Annotated in this window: 14 protein-coding genes; 3 read left to right on the forward strand and 11 right to left on the reverse strand. The window is 50.7% G+C overall.

All coding sequences use genetic code 11. The annotated features are described in order from the left end of the window. Positions 1 to 189: 189 nt before the first annotated feature. Positions 190 to 1,191, reverse strand: coding sequence for a 4-phosphoerythronate dehydrogenase (locus MoGM_RS11820; RefSeq protein WP_104370267.1), 1,002 nt, complete (start codon positions 1,189 to 1,191; stop codon positions 190 to 192). A gap of 281 nt (positions 1,192 to 1,472) precedes the next feature. Here MoGM_RS11820 and MoGM_RS11825 point away from each other — a divergent pair, with 281 nt between their 5' ends. The 3 genes from MoGM_RS11825 to rd all read left to right on the forward strand — a co-directional run bounded on the left by MoGM_RS11825 (position 1,473) and on the right by rd (position 3,568). Beyond that, entirely contained in the window at positions 1,473 to 2,078 is a 606-nt protein-coding gene (locus MoGM_RS11825) for a DUF4254 domain-containing protein (protein WP_104370254.1), read from the forward strand. A gap of 39 nt (positions 2,079 to 2,117) precedes the next feature. After that, on the forward strand, positions 2,118 to 3,167 hold the full coding sequence (locus MoGM_RS11830) for a glycosyltransferase family 9 protein (RefSeq protein WP_104370255.1): 1,050 nt from the start codon (positions 2,118 to 2,120) through the stop codon (positions 3,165 to 3,167). Between the two features lie 239 nt (positions 3,168 to 3,406). Then, positions 3,407 to 3,568 (forward strand): rubredoxin, encoded by a 162-nt coding sequence (gene rd / locus MoGM_RS11835; RefSeq protein ID WP_104370256.1) that lies wholly within the window; start codon positions 3,407 to 3,409, stop codon positions 3,566 to 3,568. 98 nt (positions 3,569 to 3,666) lie between these two features. Here the strand turns inward: rd and MoGM_RS11840 are convergent, their stop codons facing one another. The 10 genes from MoGM_RS11840 to MoGM_RS11885 all read right to left on the reverse strand — a co-directional run bounded on the left by MoGM_RS11840 (position 3,667) and on the right by MoGM_RS11885 (position 15,652). Next, positions 3,667 to 4,188: an RNA methyltransferase gene (locus MoGM_RS11840; RefSeq protein ID WP_104370268.1), complete on the reverse strand. Its 522-nt coding sequence runs from the start codon at positions 4,186 to 4,188 to the stop codon at positions 3,667 to 3,669. Positions 4,189 to 4,438: 250 nt separating this feature from the next. After that, a complete protein-coding gene (locus MoGM_RS11845) occupies positions 4,439 to 5,032 on the reverse strand; it encodes a hypothetical protein (RefSeq protein WP_146078734.1) in 594 nt (197 codons plus the stop codon). A gap of 41 nt (positions 5,033 to 5,073) precedes the next feature. Continuing rightward, a complete protein-coding gene (locus MoGM_RS11850; RefSeq protein WP_104370258.1) occupies positions 5,074 to 5,910 on the reverse strand; it encodes a hypothetical protein in 837 nt (278 codons plus the stop codon). Between the two features lie 86 nt (positions 5,911 to 5,996). After that, positions 5,997 to 7,772, reverse strand: a complete 1,776-nt coding sequence (locus tag MoGM_RS11855; protein ID WP_158249610.1) for an SUMF1/EgtB/PvdO family nonheme iron enzyme — start codon at positions 7,770 to 7,772, stop codon at positions 5,997 to 5,999. A gap of 262 nt (positions 7,773 to 8,034) precedes the next feature. Next, positions 8,035 to 9,045, reverse strand: coding sequence for a hypothetical protein (locus MoGM_RS11860; RefSeq protein ID WP_104370260.1), 1,011 nt, complete (start codon positions 9,043 to 9,045; stop codon positions 8,035 to 8,037). A gap of 11 nt (positions 9,046 to 9,056) precedes the next feature. Next, on the reverse strand, positions 9,057 to 9,740 hold the full coding sequence (locus MoGM_RS11865; RefSeq protein WP_104370261.1) for a hypothetical protein: 684 nt from the start codon (positions 9,738 to 9,740) through the stop codon (positions 9,057 to 9,059). A 57-nt stretch (positions 9,741 to 9,797) separates the two neighbouring features. Further along, positions 9,798 to 10,907, reverse strand: a complete 1,110-nt coding sequence (locus MoGM_RS11870) for a hypothetical protein (RefSeq protein WP_104370262.1) — start codon at positions 10,905 to 10,907, stop codon at positions 9,798 to 9,800. Positions 10,908 to 10,972: 65 nt separating this feature from the next. Then, complete coding sequence (locus MoGM_RS11875; RefSeq protein WP_104370263.1) at positions 10,973 to 11,683, reverse strand: hypothetical protein; 711 nt, start codon at positions 11,681 to 11,683, stop codon at positions 10,973 to 10,975. Positions 11,684 to 11,812: 129 nt separating this feature from the next. Continuing rightward, positions 11,813 to 14,950, reverse strand: a complete 3,138-nt coding sequence (locus tag MoGM_RS11880) for a tubulin-like doman-containing protein (protein WP_104370264.1) — start codon at positions 14,948 to 14,950, stop codon at positions 11,813 to 11,815. 93 nt (positions 14,951 to 15,043) lie between these two features. Continuing rightward, positions 15,044 to 15,652, reverse strand: coding sequence for a hypothetical protein (locus MoGM_RS11885; RefSeq protein ID WP_104370265.1), 609 nt, complete (start codon positions 15,650 to 15,652; stop codon positions 15,044 to 15,046). Positions 15,653 to 16,392 lie beyond the last annotated feature (740 nt).

Raw genomic sequence — 16,392 nt, forward strand, 5'->3', positions numbered from 1 at the left:
GCGACGCGATTAGCTACCGAACGCGCTCCAACGGGCATCCCGTTGCGGAAAAAACAGCTTTTCACCATCCGGCGAATGGCTGCATATCGCATTAAATATAGCGGCATGTATCGTCTCCGCTTTCTATTTCAAAAGAAAACAAAGTGTTAAATACGTGACTTTATTATTACACACGCCGGCTGACGGAGACTACCGGAATGTCTCACGCCGCAACGGATAGTCGCCCCGCAGACGCTCGAAAGCCTCGGGCGACGATTTAAGTGCGGCGCTGTCTGTCAGCGGATTGTACAGTTCGAGCGGGTCGCCGGTATACACGAAGCCGGGCGGTAGCGGCGGAGCGACAACCGGCGGCGGCGGCACAAGTCCGAAAAAGCGGCACAGGGCGGCCAGTGCCATATTGTCGGCGTTCACTTTCCCGTCGGCCGAATAGCCGGCGATATGGGGCGTGCCTATATATACCTTGTCGAGCAGGGCGCGGTCTATTTCCGGCTCGCCCTCCCAAGTGTCTATCACCGCCTGGCGCACCATGCCGCGGTCTATTGCCGCGCCGAGCGCATCGCCGTCTACCACGGCACCCCGACTGGTGTTGATGATAAACGGCCTGCGTGCCAGACGGCCGAAGAACGCTTCGTCGGCAAGGTGGAACGTGGCATGGCGGCCGGAGGATGTGAGAGGCACATGAAACGTGATTACATCGGCCTCACGCTCTATCGTGTCGAGCCGCACGAAGCCTGTCCGGCCAAGCGGCGGGTCGCACACAAGCACGTTCATCCCAAGCTCACCGGCGGCGGCGGCCACGAGCGAGCCTACATGTCCGCAGCCTACCACACCGATGGTGGCACGGCAGAGGCACAGCCCGAAATCACGGGCAATCAGAAGCAGCGACGAGCGCACATACTGAGCCACGGAGGCGGCGTTGCATCCGGGGCAGTTGGTCCACGCTATGCCCGAACGGTCGAGAAAACGTGTGTCTATATGGTCATGGCCTATGGTGGCCGTGGCCACGAAGCGCACCCGGCTGCCGCCGAGCAGGGTCTCGTCGCAGCGTGTGCGGGTACGCACTATGATGGCGTCGGCATCGCGCACGTCAGCGGCGGTAATGGCCGCGCCGGGCATGTACACGGCATCAGGCGTGACGGCGGCCACCGCCTCACGTATATACGGAATCTTGTCGTCTATCACTATCTTCATCTTATCATGCTTTTTACAGGCAGAGGAAGAGCGGGGCCGCAGGCCCTCGTCCGTGCCATGTATCGTTGCCGGAAACAAAAGTAACTAAATTTCACATAAAAAGATTGCAATAAAAGTAAAAACTTATCTTTTAATTACGTAATTGGAAAAGTTTGAGTATATTTGCATCAGGATAACCGCTGCACGGCACTGCGCGGCCTTCATGAAAACGGACGGTTTTCACGGTGTCAGCCGCAAGCGGAAACAATACAATAACAATAAAAGAAACATACAGATAAACTATGTCATTTACAGAACAATGCAACACCATCTTCAACCAGGCGATAAGAGACTATCACCTGACGGATGACGTGGACACCCAGATAAACAACCCGTACGACAACAACACCGTAGAGCACAACCTGTACATGAAGTGCTGGATAGACACAGTGCAATGGCATCTGGAAGACATAATCAGGGATCCTCACATAGACCCGCTCGACGCCCTCGCACTGAAAAGGCGCATAGACCGCAGCAACCAGGACCGCACGGATCTCGTGGAGCAGATAGACAGCCACTTCCGCAGCGAGTACGGCAACGTGACACCCATGGCGGACGCAAGACTGAACACCGAGAGCCCGGCGTGGGCGGTGGACAGGCTGTCCATCCTCGCACTCAAAATATACCACATGAAGGAACAGACCGAGCGCACTGAGGCATCACAGGAACACAGGGCCACATGCACGGCAAAGCTCGACGTGCTGCTCGAACAGCGGAAAGACCTCTCGCTGGCAATAGACCAGTTGATCGAGGACATCGCCGCCGGAAAGAAATACATGAAGGTATACCGGCAGATGAAGATGTATAACGACCCGGCCACAAACCCGGTGTTGTATAAGAATAAATAATGGTTTGAAAAGGCTCCGCACTCCAAGATAAACAACAAGATGAAGAAAGAGCATATTCTGGTCATCAGGTTCTCGGCTCTCGGCGACGTGGTGATGGCCGTACCGGTGGTGTACTCGCTCGCCAAAACATATCCCGACGTGCGGATAACGGTGCTGAGCAGGGCGTATGCACGCACTTTCTTCGAAGACCTCGCGCCGAACATCAACTTCATGGAAGCCGACCTCAGGGGTGAGTACAGCGGAGTGAGAGGACTGAACAAGCTCTACCGCAGGCTGACGGCAAAGAACTTCACGGCCGTGGCCGACCTGCACAACGTGCTGCGATCGGACTATCTGCGCATGAGGTTCAACATGAGCCGCTACAACGTGGCCCACATAGACAAGCACCGCAAGGCCAGAAAGATGCTCACGGCGGAAGAAAACAAGGCCATGGAGCAGCTGCCCACATCGTTCGAGAACTATGCCGACGTGTTCGGCAGGCTGGGATACCCGATAAAGGACATGTCGTTCAAGTCGATATTCCCGCCGGAGGGAGGCAACCTCAACCTGCTGCCGGCCATCATAGGACCGAAAAAAACATTCGGACAGTGGATAGGATTTGCTCCGTTCGCCGCGCACAATGGAAAGATATATCCGCCGGAAAAGATGCTCGAAGTGATAAAGATGACAAAAGCGGAATACCCGCAAGCACGCATTTTCCTCTTCGGGCGGGGCAAAAGGGAAGACGCCCTGTTCCCGAAATGGTGCGGAGAGACAAGCGACTGCATTAACGTGGGAGAGCACATGGAAACCATGCAGCAGGAACTGATACTCATGAGCCACCTCGACGCGATGGTGTCTATGGACAGCGCCAACATGCACCTTGCATCAATCACCGGCACGCCGGTAGTAAGCGTATGGGGAGCGACACATCCGTATGCGGGATTCATGGGATGGAAACAGGACACGGCAAACGCCGTACAGGAAGACATGCCATGCCGGCCGTGCAGCGTATACGGTAACAAACCGTGCATGCGTGGCGACTTTGCCTGCATGAACAACATAGCACCGAGACGGATTTTCGACAGGATAAAGGCCGTGGTAGGATGAAAAGACAAAAAGAAGATGTGAAAGACAGGGCGGCTTTGAAAAACGACGCAATGCCACAATATAAACGCCATTGACAACGGCTTGAAAGGCCGAAGAGCCGACACTCCGGCAACAGGCAACCGGAACAACAGTGAAAGAAGCGCGATGAAAAGCCCGCAAAGCAGTGGCGACAAGAAAAAGGCTGGACATAAACAGCATATAACTAACAGTATTATCAACCATTTAAAAACAAAAAAATTATGAAAAAGTATGTTTGTGACGTCTGCGGATACGTTTACGATCCGGCAGTGGGAGACCCAGAAAACAACATTGCACCAGGAACAGCATTCGAAGATATACCCGAAGATTGGGTATGCCCGCTATGCGGAGTGGGAAAAGACGAGTTTTCCGAAACAGAATAAAAAAAACAAACGCTCTTCATTCAGTGAATGGGGAGCGTTTGTTTTTTTTATTGAGGAGTTGGTTGTGAGGAGTTGAGGAACAAGTTACTCCTCACTACCTACTTACCCAAGAATTTATACATTATTATCCCGGCGGTAACGGACACATTCATGGAGTGCTTCGTGCCGAACTGCGGTATTTCAAGACATCCGTCGCACATGTCTATCACCTCCTGATGCACTCCTTTGACTTCGTTCCCGAGCACTACGGCATAGCGACGGCCGGCAACGGGAACGAAATCGTGCAGCATGGTGCTGCCTTCTACCTGCTCTACGCCATACACCTCGTAGCCTGCGGCATGCAAAGCGTCGACAGCCTCAACGGCCGTGGCAAAATGTTTCCACTCCACACTGTCCTCGGCTCCGAGCGCCGTCTTGTGTATCTCGGTGCTTGGCGGGGTGGCGGTGATGCCGCACAAGTATACGGCCTCTACGCGGAAAGCGTCGGCCGTGCGGAACACACTGCCTACGTTATACATAGACCGCACGTCGTCGAGCACAACGACAAGCGGCAATTTCTCGGCCTGTTTGAAGTCCTCGACCGTCAGGCGGCTCATCTCTATCGTTCTTAATTTTCTCATAATCCCTATATAAAATAATGTGAACCTGCCCATACGGAATTTAACGCGTACCGGAACCAAGCAAAGAAACTCGCAGGCAGGATTATTTATAGCTTGCAAAGACAGTGAAAACCGAATGCGGTGAAAACAGTGTCTTTACCGCTGGGACACAGCCTATCTTGCTGCAAAGATACGCAAAAACGCCCGACCACACAAAAAATATAGTGGTCGGGCGATGTCTTTTTCATATCCTTTGCCGCCGGCTTCTTAATCAAAGGAAGCTTTTCTTTGGCTTTTTCACGGCAGGCTTCGTAGCCGGAACATCGGTATTCCGCTCGGTGGGCACGGCGGGCGACGTACTGTCAGTCGCCGGAACTGCGGTATTTGACGGTGCCGGCTGCGGCTTGACGTTTCCCGTAACACCCTGCGTGTCGGCACGGCGAAGCAGATAGGCATGCGAAATAATCACGTTCACCCGGCAGTGTGTCTGTCCGGAAGCCGCACGGTCGAAGTCGTCTATCAACTCAATACCCGCACAGAATTGCTTGTAGCCCGGGTTCTTGCCTGTGAACATGTTGCCAAGCCAGAGGTTGGTACGCTTATGCTCGGCATTGGCCACTATGGGACGGCCGCCGTTGAAACCCTCCACCCCGCTGTACAGAATGGCTTGCATCACGTTGATACAAGCGTTTTCCAGCGCTTCCTCACGGTCGGCAGCGAATCCGTCAGAGGTGAACACGGCCGTCTGCGCGTCGGCATCGATGATGCTTATCCGTGCCCGTGAGTCCTGGGCGGCCACCGTCAACGTGACGACCGGCAAAGCAATGACGGCAAACAGCCGCATATATTTAAAACAGTGTAGCATATATTTTGAGATGACAGATGATTATTTAACAGTCAGGCCGCTTATTGCAGCAAATTGTCAAGTCCCTTGTCTATCGTATCGAACAGTGATTTCTTCGCACGGCTTACCACTGTCATCTTCACTCCGGCCTTATGTTTTGCCTGAATATCCTTTCCACCGTTCTTCACCTCGCACAGTGTCATATCTTCGGCCACCACCTCTTTGGCTTTCAGCTCGCCGATTTTCTTGCGCACGTTGCGGTTAGCGACGGTCACTTCGCTAAACACTTCGAATATCTGTCCCTTCTGAATGCCTTGTGCCGAGCCTGTCGTCACATACACCGTAACGGCTCCTTTCTTTTCATTCTCCTGCTCCAAATCGGCAATTTCGGCCTCTACCTTGAAGTTCTCGTCCACAAACTTCTTCATGGCGCCATGCGCTTTCTTCACCACCGCAATGGCCGCTTCTTCCTCAGTCTTGTTCAGTGAGCTAAGGTCGGTATAGTTCTTTGACGCAACAGACTCACCCGTCTCAACGTCGGTGACAGTCAGCGTGTAGCTCACATGCGATGTGTATGTCGTCTTTCCGTCCTTTACATCTTTATCGTAAGTCATAGTGTTCAGCGTACCGCCGATTACATAGTTGATGCCTTTCTCACCAAATGCCTTCAACCGCTCGTTGGTTGTGGCCGGCAGGTCGGTCATCACGTTAACATCGACGACCGTAAGGCGTGTGGTGGCGTTCAAGCCGGCGATAATATCGGTGCGGAGAGCATCTACCACATCGCTCGTCTCGGTGGTGTTATCGGCAAATTTATCGACAACCACCACTTTCTTGTCCTGTGCGGAAACGGTAAGCACTGCGCAAACCATGGCCGCAAAAACAATAACTCTTTTCATAATAATCTGTTTTTTAAGTTTGTAAACGTTATAAATAATACTAATGTCATAATAAATATCCATCGGCTGTATGTATGGCCCGGAGGTCACTTCTTGTCCTGAGCCAACCTTAATCCAACGGTGGGACGGGCTTCGTGCTGCTTCATGTGCGAGCGGTGCGATGTATGTCCGAGCCATCCGCCGGTATCGTAAGCGCCTCCGCGCACCACACGCTCATAGCCGTCGGCGTCGTTGCGGGGATTGTTGGCCGACAGTGCCGTGTAGCGCTTGATGAAGTCCTGGCACCATTCGGCCACGTTGCCCGTCATATCACACAGTCCAAACACATTGGGGCGCTTGCCGCCGCATGCAGCCGTACCACTGCCGGTTACGGCGACATCATCCAACCGTGAGCCACCGGAATAGCTGTCGCCCGATGCCGTGCGCCCACGGGCGGCATATTCCCATTCGGCCTCGGTAGGCAGACGAAACTGTTGGCCGGTCATGCTGTTGAGCCGGGCTATGAACTGTTGGCAATCATCCCATGACACATTCTCCACGGGGAGGTCGCCGCCCTGATGAGCGGACGGATTGCTGCCCATCACCTTCTGCCACAAGACTTGTGTCACCTCGGTCTTGCCGATGGCAAACGTGCCTACCGTGACACTGTGTGCCGGCTTGTCCATGCTGAAAGTGCTGTACTTGTCAAGCTCCCGCTGCGAACCCATGGTGAAAGTACCGCCTTCCACGAGCACCATCTCATACGATACACCGTCGAGAGAGAGGCTTCCGGCAGCCACCATGTTCATGCGGTAGTCGACTGTACGTCCAAGACGGATATCCACCTCGGCCGTCTCATCGTTGTAGCCGTCTGCCCGAAGTGTCAGCTTATGGCGCCCCTCGGTACCCTTATATACAAAGGGTGGCACACCGCCTGAAATATGTTTCACTCCGTCTACATAGAAATCGGCACGGCTTACATTGCTCGCCACGACAACGGTTCCTTTCGGATCGGTGTCTTTTTTGACGATGGTGTCTGTCTTGTTGGCCAGCACAAGGTTGCATACGAGTTTGTCTTTCGGCGTGAGGCCTTCTATAAGTGCCGCTTGAAGGGGAATGCGGTTTGTGCCGTTACCTTGCAGCACCACCGTGACTGCCTCGGCATATTCGCGTGTCGCGTTATCGCTCGCGTCTTTCAACTGCTCCAACCGCTTCCATTGGTCGTCGGTCCACTGCCCGTTGGCCGAATCATCCATCTTGCGGTAGGTATCGGCCGCATCGGCGGCCGCTGTCTTCAACTGCCCTATCCGCACTGTATTGACAACAAATGAATACTGATAGGTGCCTTCTCCGGTAAGAGTACCCTCGCCACCGGATACCTTTACCTTATCGCTTATCTGCACATCGAGTCTCACCGGACTCTTGATATCTATCAGTGCCTCGGTGGGCTTCTCGCCTTTGGCAAAATATGCGTTCTTGTCGATACGTTGGGTAGACGGCAAAAGGATAGTGGCCGGCTCGTCAATACGGAAGTACCGGTATTCATCCGGATTGACATTGAGCTGGTCTGACTTACCGGCGATGGGACTTCCTTTTTTATTGACTACGAACACCCGGCTCTTGCCTTTCGACACGTCGAGCAGCAACTTGAACTCGTAATGGCCGCCGACTTGCCGGCTTTCGGTGCATACAGGCTCGTCTTTATTTGTCGTCCGTATCACGTAATCAGGCTTCTTTGCCAAGAAGATGACTCCCGCCTTACCGTCGAGAGCCGCTTTCTCCTGCCGGTCTTTCACCACATTAAGCATATTGTCGCTGTCCTGCGCCAATACATGCAAAGGTGCCACCACATACAGGATAAGCAGCCATAATATTCTTGTCATTGTTTTCATTACTATTTTGTTTTTATTAGAAGCTGGGGAGTAAGTAAACGTCTATTTGGAGCTGGGGAGTAAGGAGTTGAGAAGTAAGTAAACATCCATTATGAATTGAGGAGCAAGGAGTCGGAAAATAAGTAAAATACCATCAAGGTAAGAAAACTTATCATACCGATGCCGTTAAACGGCTTTTTTACCCTCTTGCTTCCTAACCCCCTTTACCTTTTTACTTTTTTACTTTTTTACCTTTAAACACCCTCCAAATATCTTACGGTATCATGTCTTCCACCGAACTGATATTGAATATCTCCTCTTCCGGCAGTTTCTGGGATGTACCGCCTGCGGCAATCATCGTCGGCTGCCATGTACGCACATGGATCACAGGGTTCTGCTCGTCGCGGAAGTCCCACAATAGGAACACATATCCGTCGTCGCTGTAACTGCTCGACCGCCATTCCTGACGCAACCGCACGCCGTAGAAGTCGGGATTGTTGCGCGATTGGGTGATGCCCGGACATCCGCCGCCACTTCCACCGTCGCCTATTTCGCTGAACTTCACTTCTATATACTTGTTGCGCAGGAACGCACGGCGCAGGTTCGACAGATACTGCTGCTTGTTCTGACGGTTGTATTCCACCTTGGCATTAGACTGTCCGAGATCGTCCGGCTTCGACATCACCACCTTACCGGTAATGATAAGCGCGTCGTCGCTGAATATCTTCTCCATAAAATTGAGGTTCTTCGTGCAGTAGGCTGTACGGAACTGCTCTATGTAATCGAGGATTATCATGCGCCGTTCGGTCTCAACCACCGAGCCACACCGCTCCATGCTCTCGGAAAGCTGGGCATCGAGAGCGAAACGGAAGTCGGTGATCATCCCGTCTTTACCGAACTCTATCACCGCTTCCTGATACGTACCGCTGGTGAACGCCTCATCCTGCGGGTCGATGATAAGCGGTATCTGACGCAGCAGATAACCTTTTTTCAACGGCCAGCAGCGGTCCACCACTTCCTCGTCGTCACAGTAGAAGTGAACAGTCGACCATAACGTGACGAGCATGTTCTTGGCGTGGTCGTCCATTTTGAGACCCGCCGTGTTCACATCCCGATTGCCTTTATACGCATTGTTTATCTCAGTGAGCACCTCGCCGAGGTTCTGTTGCATCTTCTCTATAATCGCTGGATCATCAAACCCCTCGTCGGTGGTTATAGTTACAGTGACCGCATTGGCGCAAACGCTTGCCAACAAGGCAATAAAACCTAAATAAAACTTTCTCATTGTCATATCCGTTATTTTTTTATTTTTACTCCTATGGCGCCGCATCCTTTATAGTTGCTTATAGCGTCGGCCTTGCCCGTCTTCATGTTCGTGCGTCCTACACCCTCGCTCAACACAGCCTGTATGTTTCCCTCGCCGGTGAATATCACCATTAGATAGTTCTCGGGAGCGGTCAAAGCGCTTAGCTTGTTGTACTCGGTGATCTTTCCCTGCTGTTTGAGTTGCTTCAAGACGGCAGACAGCTGGCCTGTGTTCTCAACCTTGATGATTTCCGACACCACCGCGTCAACCTTCGGATTGCCTATCGGCGTGACGGTAGACGCCCCCTGCTTGGAGGCCGTCTTGACCTGCATGTCAGGCGTATCGGTCACAGTCACGTTGTTGGCAGGTATGATGTCGTTTTTCTTCACGTACATGAACGCCCTGAACATATTGCCCCTGGGCAGCATCATGTCTTCAACAGCATAGTTGGTGTTAACGGTAACCACGTTGCTCGAACCGGCAAATTTCTTCTGCTTCGACACCCATTCGTTTACATTCTGATACAATATATCCTTCGCAAGGTCTATGGCGGCCTGCTTGTCGGCGAGCGTTGCCTCGCCATATATATACGAACTGCTTTTCTTTATCTTGTTGATTTCTTTCTTCTGTTCCTCCACAGATGTCTGGGCAGAGGCAAAAGAGAAAACCGTCATCGCCGCAAATACGACGCATGTAATTCGTTTTAAACAGGAAATGTTCATCATTCGTTATTATTTTATAGGTTCAAACTCCGCTACATTCAACACTTTGTCCGACACGTTGTGCAACGGTATGTAGCAGTATATCCGTGCACCGGCCGTATATTTCGCAGGATCATCCAGCGCTTGTCCAGGTATGTCGACGCTAAGCAGATGCAGATATCCGCCAAGTCTGTTTACCATGAATACCGTACAGCGGTACATGTCGCCGGCCTTGCCTTTCATTCCGAAGTACGGAGTGCATCCCTCATCCTTGCAGAACTGCCATAACGCGCTGTATCTCACCGTCGCGCTGTCCGTACGCAGTCCGTATTTATCCAGTTTCAGCCTCATTTCAAGACCGTTGCCGCTTTCAGGCCGTAGCATCATGTTAGACAATGCCCTTGTCGCCATCCGGCTGCCGCTCACGAGCGACCATCCGTCCCTGTCGCTTTTTCTCTTGTAATAGAGGTCGTTCCGCACAGCCGGACTTATGAAATAGTTTCCTTTCACCGTGTAGTCAGTGCCTTTCACGGGCAATACAGGCATGTCGGTGCCACGCGATTGCGGCTCGTAACGCCGCAGATTGCGGAACAACCGCTGTTCAAGCTCTATAGCATTAAGCCCCGTGAGCAACTGATAGTCCATCTGAAACGACATTTCGAGCACTTTCCTGTCAGCCACCGACCACGATACTTTATATACATGCAGGTCCACATGGTTCTCGGTAAACATCGCCGTGGTGTCTATCGAGAGCGCCGTACGCGCGTTTCCCACGGCAAAATATACCTTTTCCCAACTCATCTTCATCCCGTATTCGGAATTTGCCGGCACTGCGTTTGCGGCCAACAGATAACGTTCGAGAAAGTCATGTACGGGCAGCGGATTTATCTCTCTCAACTGTCGTGGAAAAAGCAAGAGGCCGATATGCTCGATCTCGTTCCACTTGTTGACGCGCACCGTCACCCTGTGTTGCTTGTAACGATAGCCGTCATGCACTCCGGGACGCAACGTGTCGAGACGTTGCAGACCGGCGTATGCCGCCAACCGTTCAAGTCTTTCCGACGAAAAAGTGGCAGCCCGGGCCTCGCCAATACCTATGGCAAGTGCCACCGAAACCGCAATGAAGAATTGTCTAAGCATGGTTTTGTGCCATTAAAAAAGCAGCGCACACATTATAAAATAACATGTACGCATACTCATTGTTATCATCTGTGTACCTTGACCGTGTTGCCGTCGTTCTTATACAGGGTGACAAAAGACGGCTTGCCATTGTCAAACACACCCTCGATGCGCTCACCGCTCTCTGCCATCACGTCTTTCGTGCTCACCACTCTCTGAGATGTATTGTATCTGAGAACACCTGTTCCGTCGGGTCTTCCGTCTACAATCTCGCCCGAATATGTTCCGTAACCGAGGTTGAGCGTGCCTTGATAGCGCTCACCGGGAGCATGCTTGGGAGCCGACTGTCTTGCAGCGGGTTTGCCCACAGTCTCCTTTCCGGCGGCTGTCTCTTTCTGTTCGGGCTTCTGTGTCTCCTCAACAGCCTTGCTGTCAGCCTCTGCCGGCTTAGCATCAGCAATAACTTGTGCGGTATCGTTTTTCGCGCTGTCGGCCGGTGTTGCCAATATGACGGCCTGTTCGTTTTCAGCGGCCTCATCGCCACCACCTATAGATATACCCACACCGGCTCCCACAACAGCCACCGCCACTGCGGCGATTATGGTTTTCTTTCCGTTTTTGTCCCACCACGACTTCGGTGGAGGACAGTCAAGAAGAGATTTTCCACACTCAGCGCATACAAAATCCTTGTGTGCCGAAATCTGCTGTACTTCCTTTGCTTTTCCTTTCGAGCATGACTCATTCAGACATTTACCATATCTGAAACGCACACTCTTCGAACGATTTGATGTTGCCATGTTGTTTTTATTGTTTTATTTGTTTATTATCGTGTTCATTATTGATTGGCCGATTATAGGATTGACTTGCCAAACCGTCTTTATCCGAGATTACACAAGTCAACCCGATATACCTTATCTTGATTATTACTACATCATCGGCGGCGGAACCGGACCTCCCGTAGGAGGCATCGGCGGCATTTCAGGAGTTGCGGGAGGAGCAAATAGCGGCTGCAATGCCGGCACCTGACCTGCCGGTGTCCATGCGGCCATGCCTTCCATCCATACCATTGTCTGTGCCGTAAGCTGTCTGCCCTGCACCATCTGCTTGCACATGTCCATGTTGTAAGGCCCATATTGCTGTCCGCCAATAGCCAAGAACAGTTTAATATCCGGCTGGGCGGGTGTCAATGGCGGAGGAGCGACATGAGATTCGGGCATTACCGGAGGTACCGCACCTGTTCCGACAGCAGGCTGTTGGGCGCCTGGCATCGGCTGACCTGCCGGTTGCTGCATGGATTGCCGCTCGTTTTGCTTGCGCCATACTTCTCTCTCATAGCGTTTTACGGATATCTCTTCCTCGCTGAGGGCAAACAATGATGGAAGTTCCGTACCGTCACCCTCGCTGTGTAGCAATATAGCGTTCTTGATATCGGTTATGGGATTACCAGAATTGAGGAACTGATTATAGCGGTCTTTGTATGGTGCCATCCAGTCAATGGCACGCATCGGGTAACAATACTGTATTGCTATTATGGATAATTCATCCTTACGCGGACTTTGACGATTGATTATTATACTTCCTTGCGATGCTCCATTGCCAAACTGATCGTTAAAAGCATCAACAAGCTTATTGGCAAAACGCTCCAAGCCGGGACTTTCTTCATCAGACGGTATAGACACAAGTATCGTCTTTTTATTTACACTTGCCGGATTAATAGGACTTAACTCACCTTCATTATTACGAAGATGCAATTGCATTTGATCATTATTCAATTTGAGATATACCCCACTTTGCTTTACTATCTTGGTAGCAAATTCCTTTATATCATCATCGGTAACAAGTTTCTGTTGCAGCTGTGTGAGTATATTCAGACCCAAAACTTTCTTGTCGCTATCCGCTTTCTCGTCGTGTTTGGCTTTCACTATGGCCGACAATTTTATGTCGAAAGCGTCTTTTATGTCGTCCACGCTTATCTCGTTCGTAAGGCGTCCGAAATTAACAAATTGACCCTGAGGAAGTATAGTCTCTCTTATCTGGCGGGCTATGTTGGGCATTTCCACCTTATCTACCTTTATGTCTACCTCAAACTCGCTCATCGCCTCGTCCTCGCTGACCTCGATAATGGCTCCCTTCATGTCTTCAAGACCTTTGTTTACCTTGCGTTGCGCGCCGACAAGCCGCTCAGTCTCCTCGATAGCCTCGTTTATCTTCTGTCCGAATGCCAGTATCTCAGCGTCCATCTTACCTATCTCCACGAATACTTTGGCTGCCAGTTTCTTGGCAAATTCAAGAGCCACGAGTTTTGTTTTAGACGTATAATAGTCTGTGAGTATACCTTGATGATCGGCATAGCGGCGTGCTCCAACTCCCACCATACGCTGCAAAATTCCCAGTCGGCTCCACTCTGATACATTATCAGTACGATCCTGATCGAAAGCGGTATAATTGTCTTTCTCCTCTTTTGTCTTGGTTTCAAGCTCGGTCCGGATTTCTCCCATGCGTTCAAGCAGCAGCTTGGATACTTTTTGAAGCTCCACTATCGACACGTCGCCGATTTTCCAACTCTCAAAGATTCCGTTCTCTATCCTATGGCGTATCTCTCTCGCCATCTCGGGAATGGCACGCTCCTTGCCTGTGTAGAATGCCTCTACACCCTCTTCACGGAAGTGGTTTGCGTAGAACTCGCCCATTATGTTGTCAAGTTCGTTCAGCGGGCAATCGGCTTTCTTTGCGTCTTCGGCGTATGTTATCGCCTTGTCGTGCCAGTAATCGTTAAACTTCGGATAGTCGGTATCGCTTTCAAGCACTTTCAGTTCGAGTGTCATGTGATCCGTATCTATCATCCATTCCGATTGCTTGTCTGCGTTAAGATATGCCTTGCGGTAATCCTTATTACGCTCTTCGTTGACAAACCCTTGGTTTTCACGCCAGTTGTTGTACTTGAATTGATATAGCACGCTCTCGCCCACGGTATATGTTATATGTTTGAGCACGCGCAGTTCGGGATACATCACGCGCTTGATACCTATCGAATTGACTTTCTTTGTGCGGGCGACAGGTATATGACCTTTCTCGTCAGGATCAGCTGCCTCATCGTATTCAAGAGCGAACTTATCCATATTCTCATAGTTATAAGCACGCAGAATATCACCGAAATGTTTCTCGTCCTCTTCATTAACAAAGAATATACGGGCAAATATATAATCGCTGATAATCTTCGGAAGCTCTTCAAGCGAGTTGACAGTCATTCCGTTTTCGTTAACATTACTATATAATGTAACACCGTTTGCCACACCCTTTATCCTATCACTATAAAGACAAGCTTTACCGGTTCCCGTCACGTCTTGCGGACAGAAACGACCGGCCTGCAAGGCATTAAGTTCATTTACGGCCGCATATCCGTTCTGATAATAACGTCCCTGATCCATGTTACTTTTCGGAAGGTGCATTTCCGGTATCATGGTGTAAACGGAAATAATGGCATCGGGGAATGTCTTGCGTGCCTGTACTATGGCATCTATGATAGAACCAGAACCGGTACCGCCACACAATCCGGCGAATATATATACATACTTTCTTGAAGCATCACCCGAAATCTGTTCGCAACGGCCGTATGCGTCTTTAAGGGCATTCACGTAAGCGACGGCGTTTGCGGCGAAAAGCAGACGGCCGGCACGGCGCATCTGTCCTGCGGCCTGACCGAGAGACCCGATAGCCGACTTCACCTGCTCTGCGTCTTCCACTATTCCTTTCACCGAAGGGTAGTTTCCTATATGGTCGAGTATATAGCTTACGTCAACCGCCTTGATGTTCAGAAATTCCCTGTTTGTGAACGAGGCGTCTTGTCCCATCACCCTGAAATCGGGGCGCGGACGGCCGTCCTTGGGCATCATCTCATCCGTAGAGTCAACATATAGCAACTGTACGGGCAGCTTCTTACGCTCATCGTGTGTAGGGAACTCTTCGAACATACGCATCTTAAACGCACGGAGAATCTTACCTCCCGTACCTCCAAGTCCCACCAGGATATGGTTGGCTGTGCAAAAACTTTTTGTCTCTGTCATGGTTATATTTATTTTTAGTTATATTTATTTTTAGTTTTATTTCAATATACGGTTTTTGTTATCGGTATAGAACAAATGGCTCCATGGATACACTCACCGCCGGCGGCGGACATGAGGACGCGAACCACTGCCCGACATCGGGGCACGGCTTCTCACAGGCCGTGCCGACCGGTGGCCGAGCCTGTTTTCGACAGTTATCGTCTTCACGGCTATCACTCCTCCCACAAGCACGAAACCGAGACACCACAACAACCTGCGCACAATATACTTCTTCATGAACGAACGCAGCTCGTCGGCCATGGCGTGTGGAAGCTCAGCGGCACTGTAACCGCTGAACTCCCCACCACCTATATAGTTGTTTAGTATTGGATACTCGTCCGTCAGACTGTCTATTATGCCGCTTGACTGTTCCACGTCTATCATATCGGCGCTGTCGTAAATACTGTTCACTATCCCCGTAATCTGCTGCTCATAGTATCCGGCGGTGTTCATTATCCTTATGGATCCGCAGATGAGTATGCACTGGATTGAAAGCAAAACGAAGAGAACGGCTCCCACGGCGTATGTGGCGACGGTGAAGACGGCGTTTTTCCACCATCCTTTTATTATGAGCACAAAGAGCGCCATGCACACCATGGCTATCAACACTCCCCAGAAAATGCTGCCTGCCGAAAAACGGATAATGTCAAAAAGTGCCCACATAAAAATACTTGCCGCAATGTTTTTATGCCTGCCGTTCCCCTGACAAAGCTTTTTGATATTATCTGAACAGAACATAAAAAAAGCGTGGGAACCGCACCTGTCACTCGTCCCACGAACTGAGGCTCTAGCATTGCCCGATATTGTAGAACGAGCAACGCTTAGAGCCCACGCCGATATGTATATAACAAATCCCCCTCTGTATGCAGATATCCGAATACAACGACCCAATAGCCATTACCCCTCTACCGCAACAAAGGGGATGCGTATAAAACACATCCCGAGGACATCTACCGTTGCCTCACCCTTGACAATATCAGTTGAATTTGCTAGATTCCAGTCCGTCAAGAACAAAGCGCCATGTAAACGCCTTTTAATATGTCGTGAATCCGTATTCCCTACCCTAATCCGCCGCCTCGCAATATACACCGATACATCGCTGGCGGCCCGGCGCAGGCTTCTCATCGCTCTGGCTGTCATCAAAGGCTCGAGACCTGGATTGACGCAAAGTCGATAAATAATGGATTCATTTGCAAATATAACGATTATATTTTACAAAACAACTAAATATTGTGAAAAATATTATGTATTTTAATCACATGAGTTTTCTGGCATGAGGATAACAGTATAATCACAATATCAAGACACGCCAAAAGCAATAATAATAAAAAATAACAATGATAATTCAGAATAATATTTACAAAACGCTATCCATATTTCGCCCGTTTCAAAATTAAAAGCCA

Source organism: Prevotella sp. MGM1 (genome assembly GCF_002933775.1).
In the GTDB taxonomy this organism is placed as follows: domain Bacteria; phylum Bacteroidota; class Bacteroidia; order Bacteroidales; family Bacteroidaceae; genus Prevotella.